The sequence below is a fragment of the Labilibacter marinus genome, assembly GCF_001659685.2.
Classification (GTDB): domain Bacteria; phylum Bacteroidota; class Bacteroidia; order Bacteroidales; family Marinilabiliaceae; genus Saccharicrinis; species Saccharicrinis marinus.
This window is the reverse complement of sequence record NZ_LXYE02000024.1, coordinates 94,724-111,910: the sequence shown is the minus strand read 5'-3', so window position 1 is coordinate 111,910 and position 17,187 is coordinate 94,724. Positions and strand designations below refer to the sequence as shown.

Sequence of the window (17,187 nt, the reverse complement as noted above, 5' to 3'; positions counted from 1 at the left end):
ATTGATTACCTTTTTTTAATCTTTTATTGAGTAATAGAGTGAAAAGATAGACCATAATCATTAAAAGAAACCATTATGTTTTTACTAAAAAGTTTACTAATCGAAAGAATTATTTCTTAACTAACCTAGTGGTACTTGCTCCTATTTCCAAGAAATAAAATCCGGCGGGATAATTACTTAAGTCTATCATATTTGTCTCATCTGCAGCAATAACTACACCTTCCATATTATAGACCTTAAATTGTACACATTCTGACAATTGAAATACACCATTTTCCGAAGGATTAGGGTAAACCTTAATTTTATTGATTAATAAATCATCATTAACACCTGTAATACTAGTCTCTAACAAGCCTTTCCCATCACTATCTGCATTCAGTGTATTATTTTCATAAGTAAGCTGCTGGCCAGATCCAATATATAAGGTAATGTCTACATTACTTCCCTTCTTTGCTTTTCGTACTATTGCAAACCTTCCTTGAAAACTAATATTATCATTTGTTAAATGAATAGAAGCATCAGCGTCATCATTAGATAAAACATAATCCGTTATCGTTGTATCATCTACCCTAGAAACCACCTTTACGCCTACAACTTTATTATTTAGCTCCAACATTTCCGTTGACCGTATAGTACTTGTATTATTTCCTGATGGCTCATAAATGGCAACAAATGGTTCATCCCAAGCCTCGCCAGATTTACGCATTACAAATATTTGCGTTTTTTTACTGTCATACCCATTACTTACAAAACGTGATTCTGGAGCTAATGCTGTAGAGTACTCTCTACTTAATGAAGCAGGAACATTTACGTGTAAATACTTATTGCTTTCATTTAGGTCAAAACGAGCAATCACACTACCCGACGTTTCTGCAGAAGTCCTGGCATCCGTAAACCAACGCCATCCTGGCTGCTTTCTATCATCACCAATATCATTCTGATACCTGTTAGGTGTAGATGTTAATGATAATTCTAAATTTCCTTCTTTAAGCGTCAAGGCGTCTCCTAATCCATGAAATAGATAATCATGAAAAGAATTGACACCTTTTGACTTAGATCTAAATACATCCACATAATACCCCGAAGTTTCACTCGTTCGAACAATACTATTAGTACGTTGCTGATCGCAATTATTGAAACTATCATCTAAATATTGACTCGAGAAACTAAAGTTTGGCGAAATTGGATTCTCATAAGCTTTAGGTTCGCATGCCTCCAATACTATCTCATCCACTATATTTTGCCAAGTAGAATTACCATCAGTTTTCTCTCCTCTTTTAGAAACTCCATTCACAATAACCGTATTGTGAGCTGCGTGAGATACTGCATATTGCTCATGAATATCTGTACCATAAGTATTACTACCATACTCTGGCCCTATAACATATCCTGCACCATAAAGCTCCATATCGATACCACTTGCGTGCGAATGAACATATGTAGCTCCACCTGTATAATACATTAGGCCATGATCTTCATTATTGCCTTGTACATAATTCCGCTGCATAACCAAACCTGCATATTTTGCTGTGATAGTACTATACAAAGGAATATCCGAAGCATCAACCTCATCAGGAATATCGACACCCCACAATAACTGTAAGGGATTATCCCACTCTAAACTCTGAGTCTCAACCACCGGGTTATATCCTCCTGTTTGGTCATAAAGTTTTTTAAGTGTAGAGAAAGCTTTCTGTTTGTAATCGCTTAAATTTAATCGATCACTAATAGCTAATACCGAACGAATCATAAAATCCGTTTCAGACTCATCTCTATGGCCATCTCCATATGATATTTGTCTACCATTCGGATATTTATAATTTTCGAAAATAAAAATCCCATCTAACAAATGAAGATTTTCTTTTATCACATTTAATTCAGGCTTGTAACGATCAATCACATTGAGGCCTATTAATACCCTATTATGGGTAGCTTTCGCATACCCTACAGATTCAGGCCACATACCCTCTTCTTCAGTAAAATTATCAATCATCCAGGTTATAGCATCTTGCTTAGTATCGCCATTCCATAAACGATTAAAATAACTTTCCCTTTCTGCATTATCTGAAATACATAACACATTATATAAAGCCCCCGTAAGCTCTAATACAGAATGGTTGGATTTTAATCCACCTACTTTCAGCACACTTTCAGATAACATTTTAAATGTCTTTTGAGCGGCTTCAAAATCAAAATCTACGGATGTGATAACTCCACTCTCCAGTTTATTAACTTGGGTACCTTCTTTAACAAGGAATGGTTGAATAAAATCGTAGACTATACCTATTTTGGGATAATGCTCACGAGTAGAAATCATCCAATTAAAATTTGGAGTATAAAATTGTAATGTTAGTGGATCTTCATTCTCGAGCCTTTTCACATAGTGATATAATATGTCTCCAGCTATTTGCGCATAATCCTCGTCTTCGGTTAGGTAATATAAAATAGCACACTCTGCTGCTTTATTCAAAACTTCACGATGCTCTGTTCTATCTCCAGGAATAAGTGGAATATCGGACAATATATTCTGAGGACTTGTGCCATGGCTGTCTTTACTATCTGCCTGACGACTTATAAGCTGAGCATGCATGCTTGTCGCCCAATCGTGGTTGGCAATATTTTCCAGTATTTTTTGTTTGTCAGATGTATTTACCCATATATGAGGATGTGTAAGAACAAACTCAGGTTCTGCTTCTTCGAAATGAGCAGTAATCGTTTTACTACTATTTAATTCAATCCCAACAGGATTTGCAGTAGATTCTCCAATTAACGCTTCATTTTCAGACCAAGAAACAAATTTATATCCTTCTTCAGGTATAGCTTTTAAACTAATCAAGTCGCCCTTAAGGTTACTTCCCCCTCTATTCGGAATTTGCTCCACGACTCCGTTTTGGGCATTTACAGTAAGCGTAACATCTTCAAGGCTTTCCTCTGCAGCAGGTAACTCCCCATCGATTGGAATAAGCTCAAAGTAATCCACAAAATGGCTATTACTTCTATTTATTTTAAACCCGAAAGTATGCCTACCTTCAGTAAGCTCAACTATTTTGGTATCAAAAAAATCTTGCCATTCCGAAACACCAACGGGAAGTGTACTTTGTGCAGCCCTTTTAGATCCTCCCATATAAACCCCGTCGAGCCAATAGCGAATATTACCCAACTCTGTTAGTTTTTTATGGTGATAATTAACCTTGAATTTACCTCCTCCTGCACCAACATAAATATTGTAATTCAGCACTATCTCATTAACCAACTCCGAAACGTAAGTAATATTGTCGCCCGCTGAAATAATAGCAGGTCTAATTGAAGTATCTTCTGTTCCATCATCTGCTATTTTATGTGATTTGGTGACATCAAACCATTCTGCTTCAATTTTACTTGTTTCGTACCTGTTGGTTGATATAAGAATAATATCGCCTGGTGAGTATTGTGCATAGCAGAAAAGATCATTTAATATTACTATCCAAAGCACCAACAATATTTTTTTATTAAAGAATTTCATCAAGCCTATTTTAAGAGATATTTATTACCATCTGCTTTCAGTTCTTAAAATTAGTATTTACACCATTTATACAACTTAAGCTATACACCAATCAGCTGAACCTAAACATCATTTTTGAACACATGTATCAAACTGAACTATTTGATATATTTTTTTTAACCAATCGCGAACAATGCAATATCAAGCAAGCAGTTAATCAAACCAATTCATTTAAGAATTAGTAATGTTCTATTTCAGTAAATAAGTATTAAGTAGATTCGGAAAATTTATGAAATTATCCACCAAAGAGTAGACCTTTCTAACTATAATAACGACAGCTATATATCCATTATCATTACTTCAATTCTTCGCAATAATTATACGGATATATGATTCTATCCATAAAACTCATATTTTCATGAACCTTGTTAGAAACTGAAACGAAGTCAGTTTGATAGATAGATTTTGCAATACCAAAACAAGCTGGTTTCATTTTGTCCTCGATGGCCTGAACAGATCCTCCTCCTTTGATTTGTTTCCAAGTCCATTCTTTATTACACTCTACGTATGGTTTTAAAAAATATAGTGCTTTTTTTATACCTCTCCCATCATCACTTATATAATTCAACAAATCTATACCAACAATACTTCCCATTTCTGCCACCATCATTAAACCACGCATATTCATGGTACAATAGTTTACCGATTTGGTTCTTTTTAACTCATTGGGCAAACTACCATCCATAGCAATCTGCGCTTCTATACGCTTAGTTTTAAATGCCTCCAAGGTTTGTATTGCATCCTTCGTTTTTTCTAAATACAACTGAATACCAATCAGCTGATGATCGTACCAAACCGCATGGTTGTTTTTAGTATTCCCTTCTCTTATTCCAAGTGCACTGTTTTGCAACCAATATAAATAGGAGGTAAACCAATCTTTTACACTTTTTACATAAACATCATCAACTAGGTCGTTTTGCTCCATCATTTCCATGGCAGTAACTACAGCATTAATACCTTCAAACTCAATAATACCAAATTCCCTACCTGTATTTCTACCCGGAACACCTTGCCCATAATTCACATTTGGATTCATCATTGTTTGTTCATCGATAAACCAAACTTGAATTAAACTTTTCACTTTATTCGCATATTGCATATCTTCACTTAAATAGTATGCAAATGATAGATACTTGATATTATTAAACAAGGTTGAGAGCCTTTGTTGGTCGGTATTATTACCTCTAGTTTTGGGGTTAATTAATCCATCTTTTCTAATCCAGGGTAAACCATCCTTTTTGCTTGAGTCAGGCCACCAATAAGGAGCCAAACTTAAATAATCATGTATATCTCCACTTGGAGGCAACTGAGTTTTATTAACAACAGGATTGGCCTTGGCCAAAAGGGCTTTATTCGCATGGGTAATTAAGGAATTATAAGCATTCAAATAATATGGATCTTTAGCTTGAATACGATTTTTCACAAAATCTAATCTAGTTCTATTTTGATAGATAAATTCACCTGCACTTGCAACTACTTGGTGATTCACAGCAAGAAGTACAAACCCCAAAATCAATATTATCATCTTAGTTGAAGATGAAGAAGTATTTTTTTCGACCATAATATAAACATGATTAAATATATAATAAAAAGATCTCTTTAACTTAAAGAAAGGAGTTTTCTATTAAGCTAAAAATTAAAGAAAACGTTAAAAAAAGGAAGACTTCGATAGAAATCTTCCTTTTGCAATAATTGATACATGTAGATTCCTTCACAATTACTTTATCCGCTTTTTAAGTTAAAATTTATTTTTTAATCTTAGTCCTCACATTAAAATTTAAAATCATTAATTACCTAAAAGTAGTTTGTAAAACGCTGAAACTAAATTATATTAAAAGGGCTAAAAAAAGCAGAACTTATTCTTCATTTAGTATAAAAAACACCCTATTCTTGAACTTATAAATCACAATGATTTTTTTCTTATATATATATACATTACAAACAATTAATTATAAAAGCATTGAAAAACAGTTATCGTAAATACCTTTTGGTTTTTGAACAAGATAAAGAATGGGGCTTCTATGTAAATGATTTAGGAAGTACCAAAATTGATAAAGGAGAAGTATATCCCTCTCAAGGCCACCCTGGCAACTATATGTTTACATGGGATGAAGGAAGGACTTTGAATGAATTTCATCTTGTTTTGGTGACGGATGGAGAAGGCATCTTTGAAAGTAAGGAGTCTGGTGTTAAAAAGATAGGAGCTGGTGATGGCTTTTTGTTATTTCCTGGTGTATGGCATCGATATAAACCCCTTAAAAAATCAGGATGGACCGAACGCTGGATTGGATTTTCAGGAAAAATTGCGAAACAATTTATTACGAATGGTTTCTTTAATGCGCAAAACCCGTTGATAAAAAAATGTAATACAACAGTTATATTAAATCACTTTGATGCACTCTATACCTTGTTTGACAATGAGCCCTTTGGTTATCAAAGGTTAGGCTCGGGCATTTGTATTCAACTCATGGCTGAATTATATAATATACAACAAAGCAGTCATAATAACGACCACTTAAATTCTTTGATTTCCAACGCCAAACATCTGATGTATAAAAATATAAATGGCCATATTGACTTAAAACGGATGGCTTCAGAATTAGGTGTTAGTTATTCTAAATTTCGGCTCGACTTCAAAAAGCAAACAGGTATATCGCCACTTCAGTATCACCTATCTATAAAGATAGAAAAGTCCAAAGACTTGCTTTTATCTACTCATAAAACACAAAAGGAAATTGCATTTATACTAGGCTTTGAATCTGATTATTATTTCAATAGAGTATTTAAACAAAAAATGGGCATTACGCCCAAACAATTTAGAAAAACCAAAATACTAAAACCCTAACAGCGCAGAGGAAGCTGTTAGGAAGTATTTCTCTATATTTTAAATTCTTATTTCCAAACTTTTATAGAATCATTCCTATCCCAGTGATATCCCCAAGCTTTCATATATTCAGCACCTTCCAAGAATTCATCGCCACGTTCATCTAACATCTTTTGTAACTTTTCCTCTAAATCAGCTTGCACTTCCTTATATTCTGGGTTACCAACTAAGTTGTTCAGCTGATAAGTATCATTCGGATTATCGTATAACAACCATGGTCCATTTAAATCTTTGGCATAGGTGTATTTTTCCGTCCTAATGCCTCTAAACTCTCTACCTCCTGCCTTATAACTCCATTGATGAAAAGGCACTGGGCAAGTAATAAACGCACCATTAACGTTTAGTTCTTCTTTGCCTAATAGTTGCCCTGTATAATCAATACCCTCAACTGATGTTGGAATAGGTAAATTACATAAACCCAGTAAAGTTGGCATAATATCAGGATAAGAAAACATTTTTCTTAATTGCTCTCCGCCCTTAAATTTTGCAGGATATTTAAGCATAAACGGAACTAAAATAGATTCTTCCCAAGGCTTTTGTTTTTTTGTTTGTGCATGAGAGTGAATCATATCACCATGATCTGAGGTAAAAACAAAGATGGTATTCTCATCCAAACCTAGGCTTTTTATTTCTGTTTGTAACTCAGCCACACAGTAATCCAGAGCAGACATATGTGCATAATACCCTCTCAAAGCATCCTTTGCTTTTTCAGCCTTTTCTTGCGGTACATTTGGGCGTAATCTTATATCCATGTCCTTATACATTTCTTTAAACTTTTTAGGGGCTGAATTATATGGTGCATGAGGAGGACCGTATGACAAGAACAAGATAAATGGATTATCTTTATTGGCTTGCATATATTTTTTTGCATCCATGGTTTGTGCTATAGCATCATACCCATTCCATTTATGCTTATAATCTAGCTCATCAAAATACACTGAGTTGTTATAATTGTGTGTACATTCATGCACTTTCCAATAATCAAAACCTTGACGCCTATCCGATGGTACTGGTAGATTACGACCTACATTATTACTCACACCCGGAGCATGCCCATTTATATGCCATTTACCAATATAAGCTGTTTTATACCCATTTTCTTTATATACCTCGGCAATACATATTTCTTCGGAACGCAGAGGTTTATCATTATAAAACACTCCATGACTTAAAGGATATTTGCCAGTCATTAATGAAGCACGTGCAGGTCCACAAACAGGAATATTTGAAATAGCATTAGTAAACACGATAGCCTCATTTGCTAAAATATCTAAAGCTGGTGTTTTAACTTGATCATTCCCCATAAAACCTAAATCTTGAGCTCTCCACTGATCGGTTAAAACAAATACTACATTAGGTTTCTTTTCTTCTTGACAACTACTTAATGCAATTATGCAAAGCAGTAACATGGCAAGCCATTTATACGTCTTCATTTGTTTAAATTTATTTTTATTTGTCAAATGGAACACCCAAAGAAATTCAATCATTGCCCCGTGTGCCACACATTACTATTACGAAAAAAAAAGCCGCTATGTAAAACATAACGGCTTTGATACTATTTCTTATACATTTTGTATATCTCAGCCCCTGCACTTAGGAAAGCTCCAGTACCATAAACCTCTGTTTTATCCACCCAAGCTTTACCAGGAGCAGCTCCAATGGGCTGTACATATCCCAACATCCCATCTTCGTTTACATAGCTTACCAGCGCACTCCAAGCCTTTTTAACAGCTGGTTCATATTTCTCTTTATCTAATATACCTTGGTTAATTCCCCAAGCTAAACCGAAAGCATAAAATGCAGTACCACTAGTTTCTGGAGTTGGATAAAACTCATCTCCCAATAAACTCATGGCCCAATGTCCTTTTTCAGTTTGAATCTCAAGCAATTTAGCCGACATTTTTTTGAAGATCTTTAGGAAATACTTGTATTCCTTAGATGCAGGATCAAGCTCTTCCATAACATTTACAAGTCCAGCAAGAACCCATCCATTACCACGACCCCAGAAAATTTTCGTTCCGTTATCTAACTTACCCATGTAACTTTGATCTCGGTAGTAAAGTTTTTCTTTCTTGTCAAATAAAAAATCTGTTGTGGCTTTAAACTCTTTCATCATAAAGTCAAGGTACATTTTATCCCCTGTTTCCTTGTACAACTTAGCCCAAACTGGAGGTGACATAAATAAGGCATCACACCAACTCCAACGATCGTGCTTATAATTTTTGTTTCCAACCCAATGTAAGGATGTTTGAGCAGGATGAAATTTGATATATCTTAAAGCCTCTTTTGTAGGAGCAATCATTTTTTTATCTCCATACTTACGATATAACTCAATATACATTTGCCCCACTGTATGATCATCAGCATGGTACATACGCTCATGTAGTTTCCAATCGTTTTCTATAGCTATATTTTTCATCCACTCCCAGTAGGTATCATCATCTGCTAAGTCGGCCCATTTAACCATACCCACATACAAAGCTCCGTTAGTCCAAGCTAAAGGATGATGTGGCTCTTTTCTGCCACTATATGTATCACCAAAATGTTCTATTTGCCAATCGGCAACTCTTTTCATCTCCTTCTTTACTTCCTCGGGCTTAATATCCTGAGCAAAAGATGGTAAGGCAATACATATTGCTATTGCCACCATAATAAATTTCAACATTCTCATTTTATTCCTTTTATAATGAATGATTTATTTTAAAATGACTATTTATTATACTTTATTAAATACTTACCTGAACCAAGTTTCAAAGCTCCATTGACTAAATCAATATTATTTTTCTTTTTATACTCCACCCAATTAATACCATTAATACTTAATGTTTCTAGCTCATTAGCAGTTAGAGTTAATTTTGCCTTAGTATTAAATGGCACTGTTAATTGCATTGAAAATTGAGAGTCATCTATATTCCAATTATTATTAATATTTCCATAAGGTGTTGGAACACTTACTGTCGTTTGTGTAATTTCTTTCTGAAACACAGGATTTACATCAAACTCCTTGTATCCTACTGCTTCATAACTTGTTTTTATACCCCCCAATGATTCGAAGAAATAAGCGGCAAATCCGCTATGCATAGGATGATTTAAGGAATTACTTAAGCCCTCCATATCTTCCCAGAAAAACTGACGCTCAGGCCAGGTAGTAAAACCATAATTCATTACATAGGTTTGACTTGGGAAAGTTGGCGTAGTTAATATCTGATGTGCTAAATCTGCCTTGTCATATTTATTTAATACCGTATATATATAACGATTACCATGTATACCCACAGCGTGATGCACTCCTTTTACCGCAACGATATTATACGATAAACCATCCACCACAGTTTGAATCTTCTCTTTTGGAACCATACCAAACTGTAGTGCCATAACAGTAGCTGTTTGGCTACCATACCAACTATGTGGTGTCATTGGAATTGCTTTTAAATATTCTTTATTAAAAGCTATGAAAAGTTCTTCCTGCTCAGCTTCCATCTTTGCCTCAAATGCTTCATCCTTATTCATTACGGCAAAAGCCTTCATAATACCTAAGATATCATAGAAATAGGCATTTGCAGAAACAACCGGATGGCATTCCATGGCAAGTGGATTTCTTTTTCTATCCCAACGCGGAGGACACCAATCGCCCATACCATTATCTATAATTCCTTTTTCGTTTTTGAAAGTAAGATAGTAGTTGGTCAGTTCCTTCATATCATCATAATACTCTACTACGATACTTGAGTCTCCATAATAGATATAGTTATACCATGGTAAATACATGGTAGCCACACCCCAATCCAACTTGGCAATAGAAGATGTACGTTTACCTGGAGCAATCATGGTTGGAACGCGAAATTTCTCGCCGGACTTATTATTTCCGTTTACTGTTTTAAATTGAGTGCGGATATCTTCCATATACTTTTTATAAAAATTACCTAAGTCGTAATTATATAAAGCATATTCGCAAAAGGCATGAGCATCACCCAACCAACCACATTTTTCACGATGCGGACAATCTTCCGGTATACCATGCAAATTATCTATAATAGTCCATTTACTTATGGTATCCATTTTATTGTATAATGGATCTGAACAGCTAAAACTTCCTGTCTGTTCCACATCGGTAGCAACTAAAACAGCTCTAATCATATCTGCATCAGGTTTTGTAGATACTCCTGTAATTTCGGCATATCGGAAACCATGATAAGAGAATTTTGGCTCCCAACTTTCAAGGCCATTTCCTTTACATATATAAGTATACAACTGAGGCATACCATTGGCACCGCCACCTGTTGAACCCGGGTAAATATCATCACCCAGTTGCGTTAACGCTTCTGTTGGTTTAATGTTAATTACTTTCCCTTTTTTCTCTTTCACATTAATTTTAACCCAGCCAGCAATATTCTGACCAAAATCAACCACCCAATTACCTTTAACTGATTTAAATACCCGCTGTGGTTCAAATTCCTTAAGTTTACGGATAGTAGGCATTTGATTTGCGCTTACCTTATTTAAGTTTGGAGAAATGATTTTTACCGACGTCCATTTTTTATCATTATAATCAACTGTATTCCATCCGTTTATTTCGAATCGAGCGTCATAAGTATCGCCACCATAAACATTATCAAAAACGATAGGACCTGTTGAGTTCTTCCAATTTTCATTAGAATAAAATTCAGCTTCTGTATTATCTTCGTAAGTAAGTTTAATGAGTATACGAGCTGTTGGAGCTCCGTATGAAAGATCTCTTTCTGATTCAGGATCTCTTTTCCATGAAATTGATTGACCGTAGAAACCATTACCCAAAATAACACCGACCGCATTTTCTCCTGTTTTAATTTGATCAGTTACATCGTATGTAATGTAATAGGCTTGTTTGTCGTAATTTGAAGGCGCAGGATCCAATACATGGTCACCCGTTTTCTTACCATTAATATATAATTCGTAATAACCCAATCCGCATATATATGCACGGGCACTCTTTACCTTTTTCTCAGCATTCATCATACCTCTGAAATATCCGACTGCCTGACTCGTTACTTTAACCGATGGCTTATTGTGCCCTGCATTATAATCACGAAATCTATATTCTGAGGTACGGGTATCATTACTCAAAGTTATCCATTTTGAGTTGCCCCAATCTGAATCGACTAATAATCCCATTTCAAAACTATTAACAGGAGACCAGTTTGATTCTATTCCACTTTCATCCCAAATTTTAACTTTCCAATAATACTTTTTCAGGGTATGCAACTTAGCCCCTTGATATCTTACAAAAGCAGATTGCGAACTATTTACTTTACTTGAGTTCCACAAGTCAGCCTCATTTTGTTGCAAAAGCTCTTTTTCAGAAGCAACCAATACTTGATAAGCTGTTTGCGAGCGATTAAAACCTTCGGACTTAACTACCCATGAGAATAACGGAGACTGATTGTCAATGGCAATCGGATTACTTTGCGAATTGCATGTCAAAGATTTAAATTCAAGAGATTGTCCATAGAAAGAAGTACTCAAGAACAATAACAAAAAAGATAAGGTAAAATATCTATACAACATTCCTGCTTTTTTTATTTAATGATTAAAGGCTGAATTATCTGTTTTAAATTCAACACTATTTCCTAAGAACAAAAAAAACAACTTTACTCCTGCATTAAATGAAGTAATGCATCAACCTATTTAAATTATAGTGCATTTATGAAAAATACCTCCATTCTGAAGTATGTGTTCAATTCCGGCACTCACCTATCATTACAAAAAAGTTCATGGATAAACAGAGACGAAGCAATAGTTTGTATTCATTCGCATTACTCTACAACTTCACTAAATTGATTACGAATAAAAATTATACGCCAAATAGAGCGATTTATTTAAAATATAGGATTATATCTTTTTCGTGAAGAAACATCGGTTTATGTCCAAACACAAGCAATACAGTTAAAAAAACTTGCTAAAATATTTTTCTTTTGGGTATTGAGATAAAATCATCTGTCAGTGTCGCAATTACAGCTCCAACATCAACAAAGTTATCGTATTGATTATGAGTAATTGAACAAATAAATCAATATGAAGAGGTTTGTTCAATTTTGGTTAATTTCTTCAATAAAAAGCCCTAGAATTTTAATTTTAAATAAATACACAAAAGTAAGTTTGAAGCACATTTTTAATGCTATTGCACTAATGATTAATCAGCTACACTCCCTTAATAGATCATTAAATATATGCAATGAATCAAAAATGTAAGCGAGAAAATTATTTACTTTTAAAATTAAATCTATGAAAAGAATCAACAAATTTACAATGAAATGGCTTGTCGCAGGAATGCTTACTGTTAACCTTATAAGCTGCACAGAAGCCGTTGAGTTAGATGATGCGAAAGTTACAGATATGTGCCTTGAGGATGAAGGTATATTAAAATCGGTAACGAACAATTCAAAATGCTTTGATAAAAATATACAAAAGTACACCTTCCCTAACGATGTAAATAAGACTAGTGTTACCAAAACAGAGGAGATTGATGATCGAACATGTTTTGCTAACTATTATCAAATTTCGGAAGATAACACGACTAAGGGAGTCTATAAACTTGCTGCGGGTACCAACCATATAGATAATTTACAGCCCAGAATAGAGCGTGCTTCCTATACTGTTAATAGTGCCACCTCGGGTAAGTATGTTAAAATTTCGGGGTATGTTACAATTAAGAGAGCTGGTTATATTTCTGACAGTTATCCAAGGGAGGATATTCGAGATGGAGCTGGTACATATATTATGCAAGCAAAAGGAAAACATGGTCCGGATGCTAATGGAAACAATCAAGGATCAAGTGATCCTGCCATTTGTTTATTAGTTGCAAAACCTATATTTTCTGGGAGTACTCAGGTATCTTTTAATATTTACAGAGAACAGATAATTACCCGCGGGGGTTCTGGATTGGGTGGAAGGAAATTGGTTTATCTAACCAATATACCTGCTAATACCCGTAAATTCGTTAGAATGGAAAATGGCTTTAAGAAAGACAGCCGTGGTAACCTAGTACACTATGTAAATGTAAGAATTGGAGGTACAGACTACAATTGGAATGTACCTAGCCCAGAAAGAGCGCTACAAGCTAAAATTCGTTTTGGAGCATATCGCTGCAAAGGTGGAGAAGCGGAGATATTATGGGATGGTATGAGTCAATCATACAACTAATAAACGTAGTGTTAAGCTGATAAACAATAAGAGGTTGTCTCAAAATCACAAGAGACAACCTCTTTTTATCTGTTAAAAAAAAGATGATTCTATTTGTTAATCATAGAGCACTAATGAGTCGCACCAATGACGTTTACTTTACCAACTTTTTCGCCTCGTGACCTAGCTCTTTGATTTACAAAATAAGGCTGAAAGGTATAAGAAGATAGGGAATCCCACTTGGCATTCGTTTCCGGCAAATACTTCTTTAAGGCTTTAATCATATCTTTACTTTCTGGTTTGCCAGCTATATTATCCCATTCGTTAGGATCTGTACGATGATCATACAACTCTTCGCTGCCATCTTCATAACGTATATATCTATACCCTAAAGCTTTTATACCATGGTTATTTTCGCCAAAAGTACATAATGCAGAGGCATCCTCATCTATAACATCTGACAACATCGTAGACACCAAGCTTTCCCCTTCTACCCTATCATAGGCAGGCAATCCACATAACTCTAATAAAGTTGGGTAAATCGATAACATCTCAGCTGGTGTATCAATCACCTTCCCTTTAGGCAAATTAGGTGCAGAAAACATCAAAGGCGCTTTGGTAGCTGGCTCCCACAAGGCATGTTTCGCAAAAGTACCCTTTTCGCCCATACGGTAACCGTGATCGGACCACAAAACAATAACGGTATTATCGGCATACTCACTATTTTCGAGTGCTTTTAACACGCGCCCAACCTCATAATCGACATAACTTACACATGCTAAATAGGCTTGAATAATTTTTTTCCATTCACCAGTCTCTTTAGCCCATTCGGTTGAAGGCATCATAGGTAAATCATTGATGTGCAGTCCGACCTGAGGCACATCATCTAAATCGTCTGATTTATATGGCGCAAGCTCAATACCGTCAAGCGGATGCAAATCAAACCACTTTTGCGGCACATACAATGGTACATGCGGACGCAAAAAACCAACCCCTAAAAAGAAAGGTTTATCATGCTTTCTATTCAAACGTTCAATGGCCCAATTAGCCGATCCATGATCTGGCATTAAAGAGTCAGCCTCAGGAAAAGCACCCCAATCGGTACTGGTTCTACCATACTTTCCTCGCTCAGCGTTTCCACGTCCATCCCAAACAAAACGTTTTTCTGGTAGTGGCCCAAATCCTTTTACTCGGCCACCCGACTCATCAAAAACTCCTTGAGGAGCATGAATATGAAATAACTTACCTATTCCCATGGTATGGTAACCATGATTCCTAAAGTACTCTGGCAAAAAGATGATATCTTTTGTTGATGGTTTATCATCTCTTCTGATTTTCCCATCGCTAATCATACCGTAAATACCAGTTGAAGAAGGACGCAAGCCTGACATAATGGAAGCTCGTGATGGGCCACAAAGTGGAGCCTGACAATGGGCATTAGAAAATAAAACACCTTGCCCTGCCAACTGATCTAAATGAGGCGTTTTAGAATTAGAATATCCCCCTAAACAACCCAACCACGTATTCAAATCATCTACCGCGATAAACAATACGTTAGGCGGATTTTGAGTAGCATCCTTAACTTCTTCTTTGCCTGCATTGCCACAAGATGAAAGCATCAGTACCAAAGAGGCCAATACAATGTAACTAAACTTCTTCATGATATATCTTTAAATTAAAATCTTACAAAAAAACTACTTCACTTCAATGCCCCATTGCTTAGCCAAATTCATAACGCAACGGTAGTTGTACTTACTCCGTTTTTTCACTTCCATACGTTTGTAGGCATTAAGCACTTCGTCTTTCATTACTTGGCTATCGTCATGCAACAAATAAATGGAATTCATAGCCAAGGTCTGGGCAAACTCCCTATCGGTTCTAATAGCTCTTGTAAATCCCTTATAAGCTGCTTCTTTTTCTCCAAGCTGATACAAAGCCTCTGCAGCCACTATCGATACACTCACTGATGAATCATTAACAGCGGCTTTAAGAGCACTCACTTCCGATTTTGCATGCTCACCCAATATTAACAAGCCGGTAGCTCCCCAATAACGAACAGCGGCATCACCCGATTGAAGAAACTCCACCATCCTCGTTTTGTTAACCACTTTACCATACGAAGCCAGATCCGCAGCATCAATAATACTTTCGATATCCACCTTACCACTTTGAAAATAATCATACAAAGCATCGCCCTTGGCCTGAACAAGACGCTCATCCTCCGACAGAAAGCCTGTATCTTTTATCTTGATTAACCAATTACGATTGGCTTTTCGCATTTCTTTTAAGACATCTGCGTATTCTGGATTCTCTGCAAGATTATTGATTTCCCAAGGATCATTCTCAGTATCGTACAACTCTTCGGTAGGCTTGGTTTCCCAAAACCTACTTTGCACCGAATTACACTCCCCATTTTTATAAGCCTGCTCCCATGATTGCAATGATTTGGCTCGGAACATAAATTCAAGACGTAAACCATATATACGGTGCGGCATGTAATTATGAATGTAACGATATTGCTTGCTTCTTACCGCTCTACTCATGTCGTACCACTCATCCATACGATCACGAAACATGTAAGCATATTTTGGATTCTCACTTAAATCATCTCCAAGAAAAGCCTGCCCCTGCAACGATTCAGGAATATCTTCACCTAAAATATTAAGCAAGGTTGGATACAAATCGGCAAAAGTAATGATTCGATCAACTTTAGAATTGACTTTTTCGGCAGGCCATAAGGATTTATACTTTTCTGGAATACGAACAATAAACGGAACATGGGTACCTGTTTCATAAACAAAGCGCTTACTGCGACCTAAAACACCTCCATGATCACCGTAATAAAACACGATGGTATTATCAGCCTGACCAGAGGCCTCTAACTGCGCAAGTATGTCTCCAACCTGTGCATCCATTTCGCTAACACGCTGATAGTACTGTGCCCAATCATGCTCCATATCTTTAGTACGTGGATGATAAGGTGCAATGGGTGCTTTTTTAGGATCAAGACTTAACTCATCAGCAGGCAATTGCGTATGAATTTTACTCTCGTGCGATATATTTAGATTAAAAATAGCAAACCACGGCTTTCCTTCTGGCGCATTTTTATAATGTGCCATTTTATTACATTGATCCCAAATCTCAGTAGCAACATTCGTATTATAATCTGTTTTATAGGTATTGGTGCAATAATAACCCAGTTCGCGCAATACCTCGGCATGAAAGCGAACACCTGTTCCACGCTTATAAAAACTTCGCATATTGGAATGACCACCTGCGCTTGCCAAAATACCCGAAGCAATGGTATTACGAGCTGGCGCGCATACTGGTGCATTGGCATATGCGTGTGTGTATAAAAAACCCTCGCTAGCTAACTTATCCAGATTGGGCGTGCGAGCATATTCATCCCCATAACAGCCTAATAAAGCACTGTTATCTTCACTTGTAATCCATAAGATGTTTGGACTAAGTTTGGCTTTTTCGGTATGGCACGAATAGCACAATATAACCAGAGTAAATACTAAAAATAATTGAAATGCCTTTTTCATTTTTATTTGAGAATAATATGAGTTAAACAACAAAAGCGTCTTAAGGTAACTTAAGG

The 17,187-nt window shown here is 35.9% G+C and carries 9 protein-coding genes; 2 read left to right on the top strand and 7 right to left on the bottom strand.

Going from position 1 to position 17,187, the window contains the following annotated elements; genetic code table 11:
• Positions 1-109: 109 nt before the first annotated feature.
• Positions 110-3,502, bottom strand: coding sequence for an InlB B-repeat-containing protein (locus tag A8L32_RS11360; protein ID WP_066630690.1), 3,393 nt, complete (start codon positions 3,500-3,502; stop codon positions 110-112).
• A gap of 334 nt (positions 3,503-3,836) precedes the next feature.
• Entirely contained in the window at positions 3,837-5,102 is a 1,266-nt protein-coding gene (locus tag A8L32_RS11355; protein WP_066630689.1) for an alginate lyase family protein, read from the bottom strand.
• 399 nt (positions 5,103-5,501) lie between these two features.
• On the opposite strand from A8L32_RS11355, the gene A8L32_RS11350 reads away from it, so the two are divergent.
• A complete protein-coding gene (locus tag A8L32_RS11350; protein ID WP_066630685.1) occupies positions 5,502-6,386 on the top strand; it encodes an AraC family transcriptional regulator in 885 nt (294 codons plus the stop codon).
• Positions 6,387-6,433: 47 nt separating this feature from the next.
• Here the strand turns inward: A8L32_RS11350 and A8L32_RS11345 are convergent, their stop codons facing one another.
• The 3 genes from A8L32_RS11345 to A8L32_RS11335 all read right to left on the bottom strand — a co-directional run bounded on the left by A8L32_RS11345 (position 6,434) and on the right by A8L32_RS11335 (position 11,969).
• Positions 6,434-7,858, bottom strand: a complete 1,425-nt coding sequence (locus A8L32_RS11345; protein ID WP_066630683.1) for a sulfatase family protein — start codon at positions 7,856-7,858, stop codon at positions 6,434-6,436.
• Positions 7,859-7,980: 122 nt separating this feature from the next.
• Positions 7,981-9,096 carry a glycoside hydrolase family 88/105 protein gene (locus A8L32_RS11340; protein ID WP_083631284.1) on the bottom strand — a complete coding sequence of 372 codons (1,116 nt, stop codon included), beginning with the start codon at positions 9,094-9,096 and terminating at the stop codon, positions 7,981-7,983.
• Positions 9,097-9,134: 38 nt separating this feature from the next.
• The gene (locus A8L32_RS11335; RefSeq protein WP_066630680.1) at positions 9,135-11,969 is read right to left on the bottom strand and encodes a family 78 glycoside hydrolase catalytic domain; all 2,835 of its coding nucleotides are present in this window, start codon (positions 11,967-11,969) and stop codon (positions 9,135-9,137) included.
• A gap of 717 nt (positions 11,970-12,686) precedes the next feature.
• On the opposite strand from A8L32_RS11335, the gene A8L32_RS11330 reads away from it, so the two are divergent.
• The gene (locus A8L32_RS11330) at positions 12,687-13,604 is read left to right on the top strand and encodes a hypothetical protein (RefSeq protein WP_075590580.1); all 918 of its coding nucleotides are present in this window, start codon (positions 12,687-12,689) and stop codon (positions 13,602-13,604) included.
• A 110-nt stretch (positions 13,605-13,714) separates the two neighbouring features.
• Here the strand turns inward: A8L32_RS11330 and A8L32_RS11325 are convergent, their stop codons facing one another.
• Both A8L32_RS11325 and A8L32_RS11320 read right to left on the bottom strand, forming a co-directional pair.
• Entirely contained in the window at positions 13,715-15,244 is a 1,530-nt protein-coding gene (locus A8L32_RS11325) for a sulfatase (RefSeq protein WP_066630677.1), read from the bottom strand.
• Positions 15,245-15,277: 33 nt separating this feature from the next.
• Positions 15,278-17,131 carry a sulfatase family protein gene (locus tag A8L32_RS11320; protein WP_066630676.1) on the bottom strand — a complete coding sequence of 618 codons (1,854 nt, stop codon included), beginning with the start codon at positions 17,129-17,131 and terminating at the stop codon, positions 15,278-15,280.
• Positions 17,132-17,187: the final 56 nt, after the last annotated feature.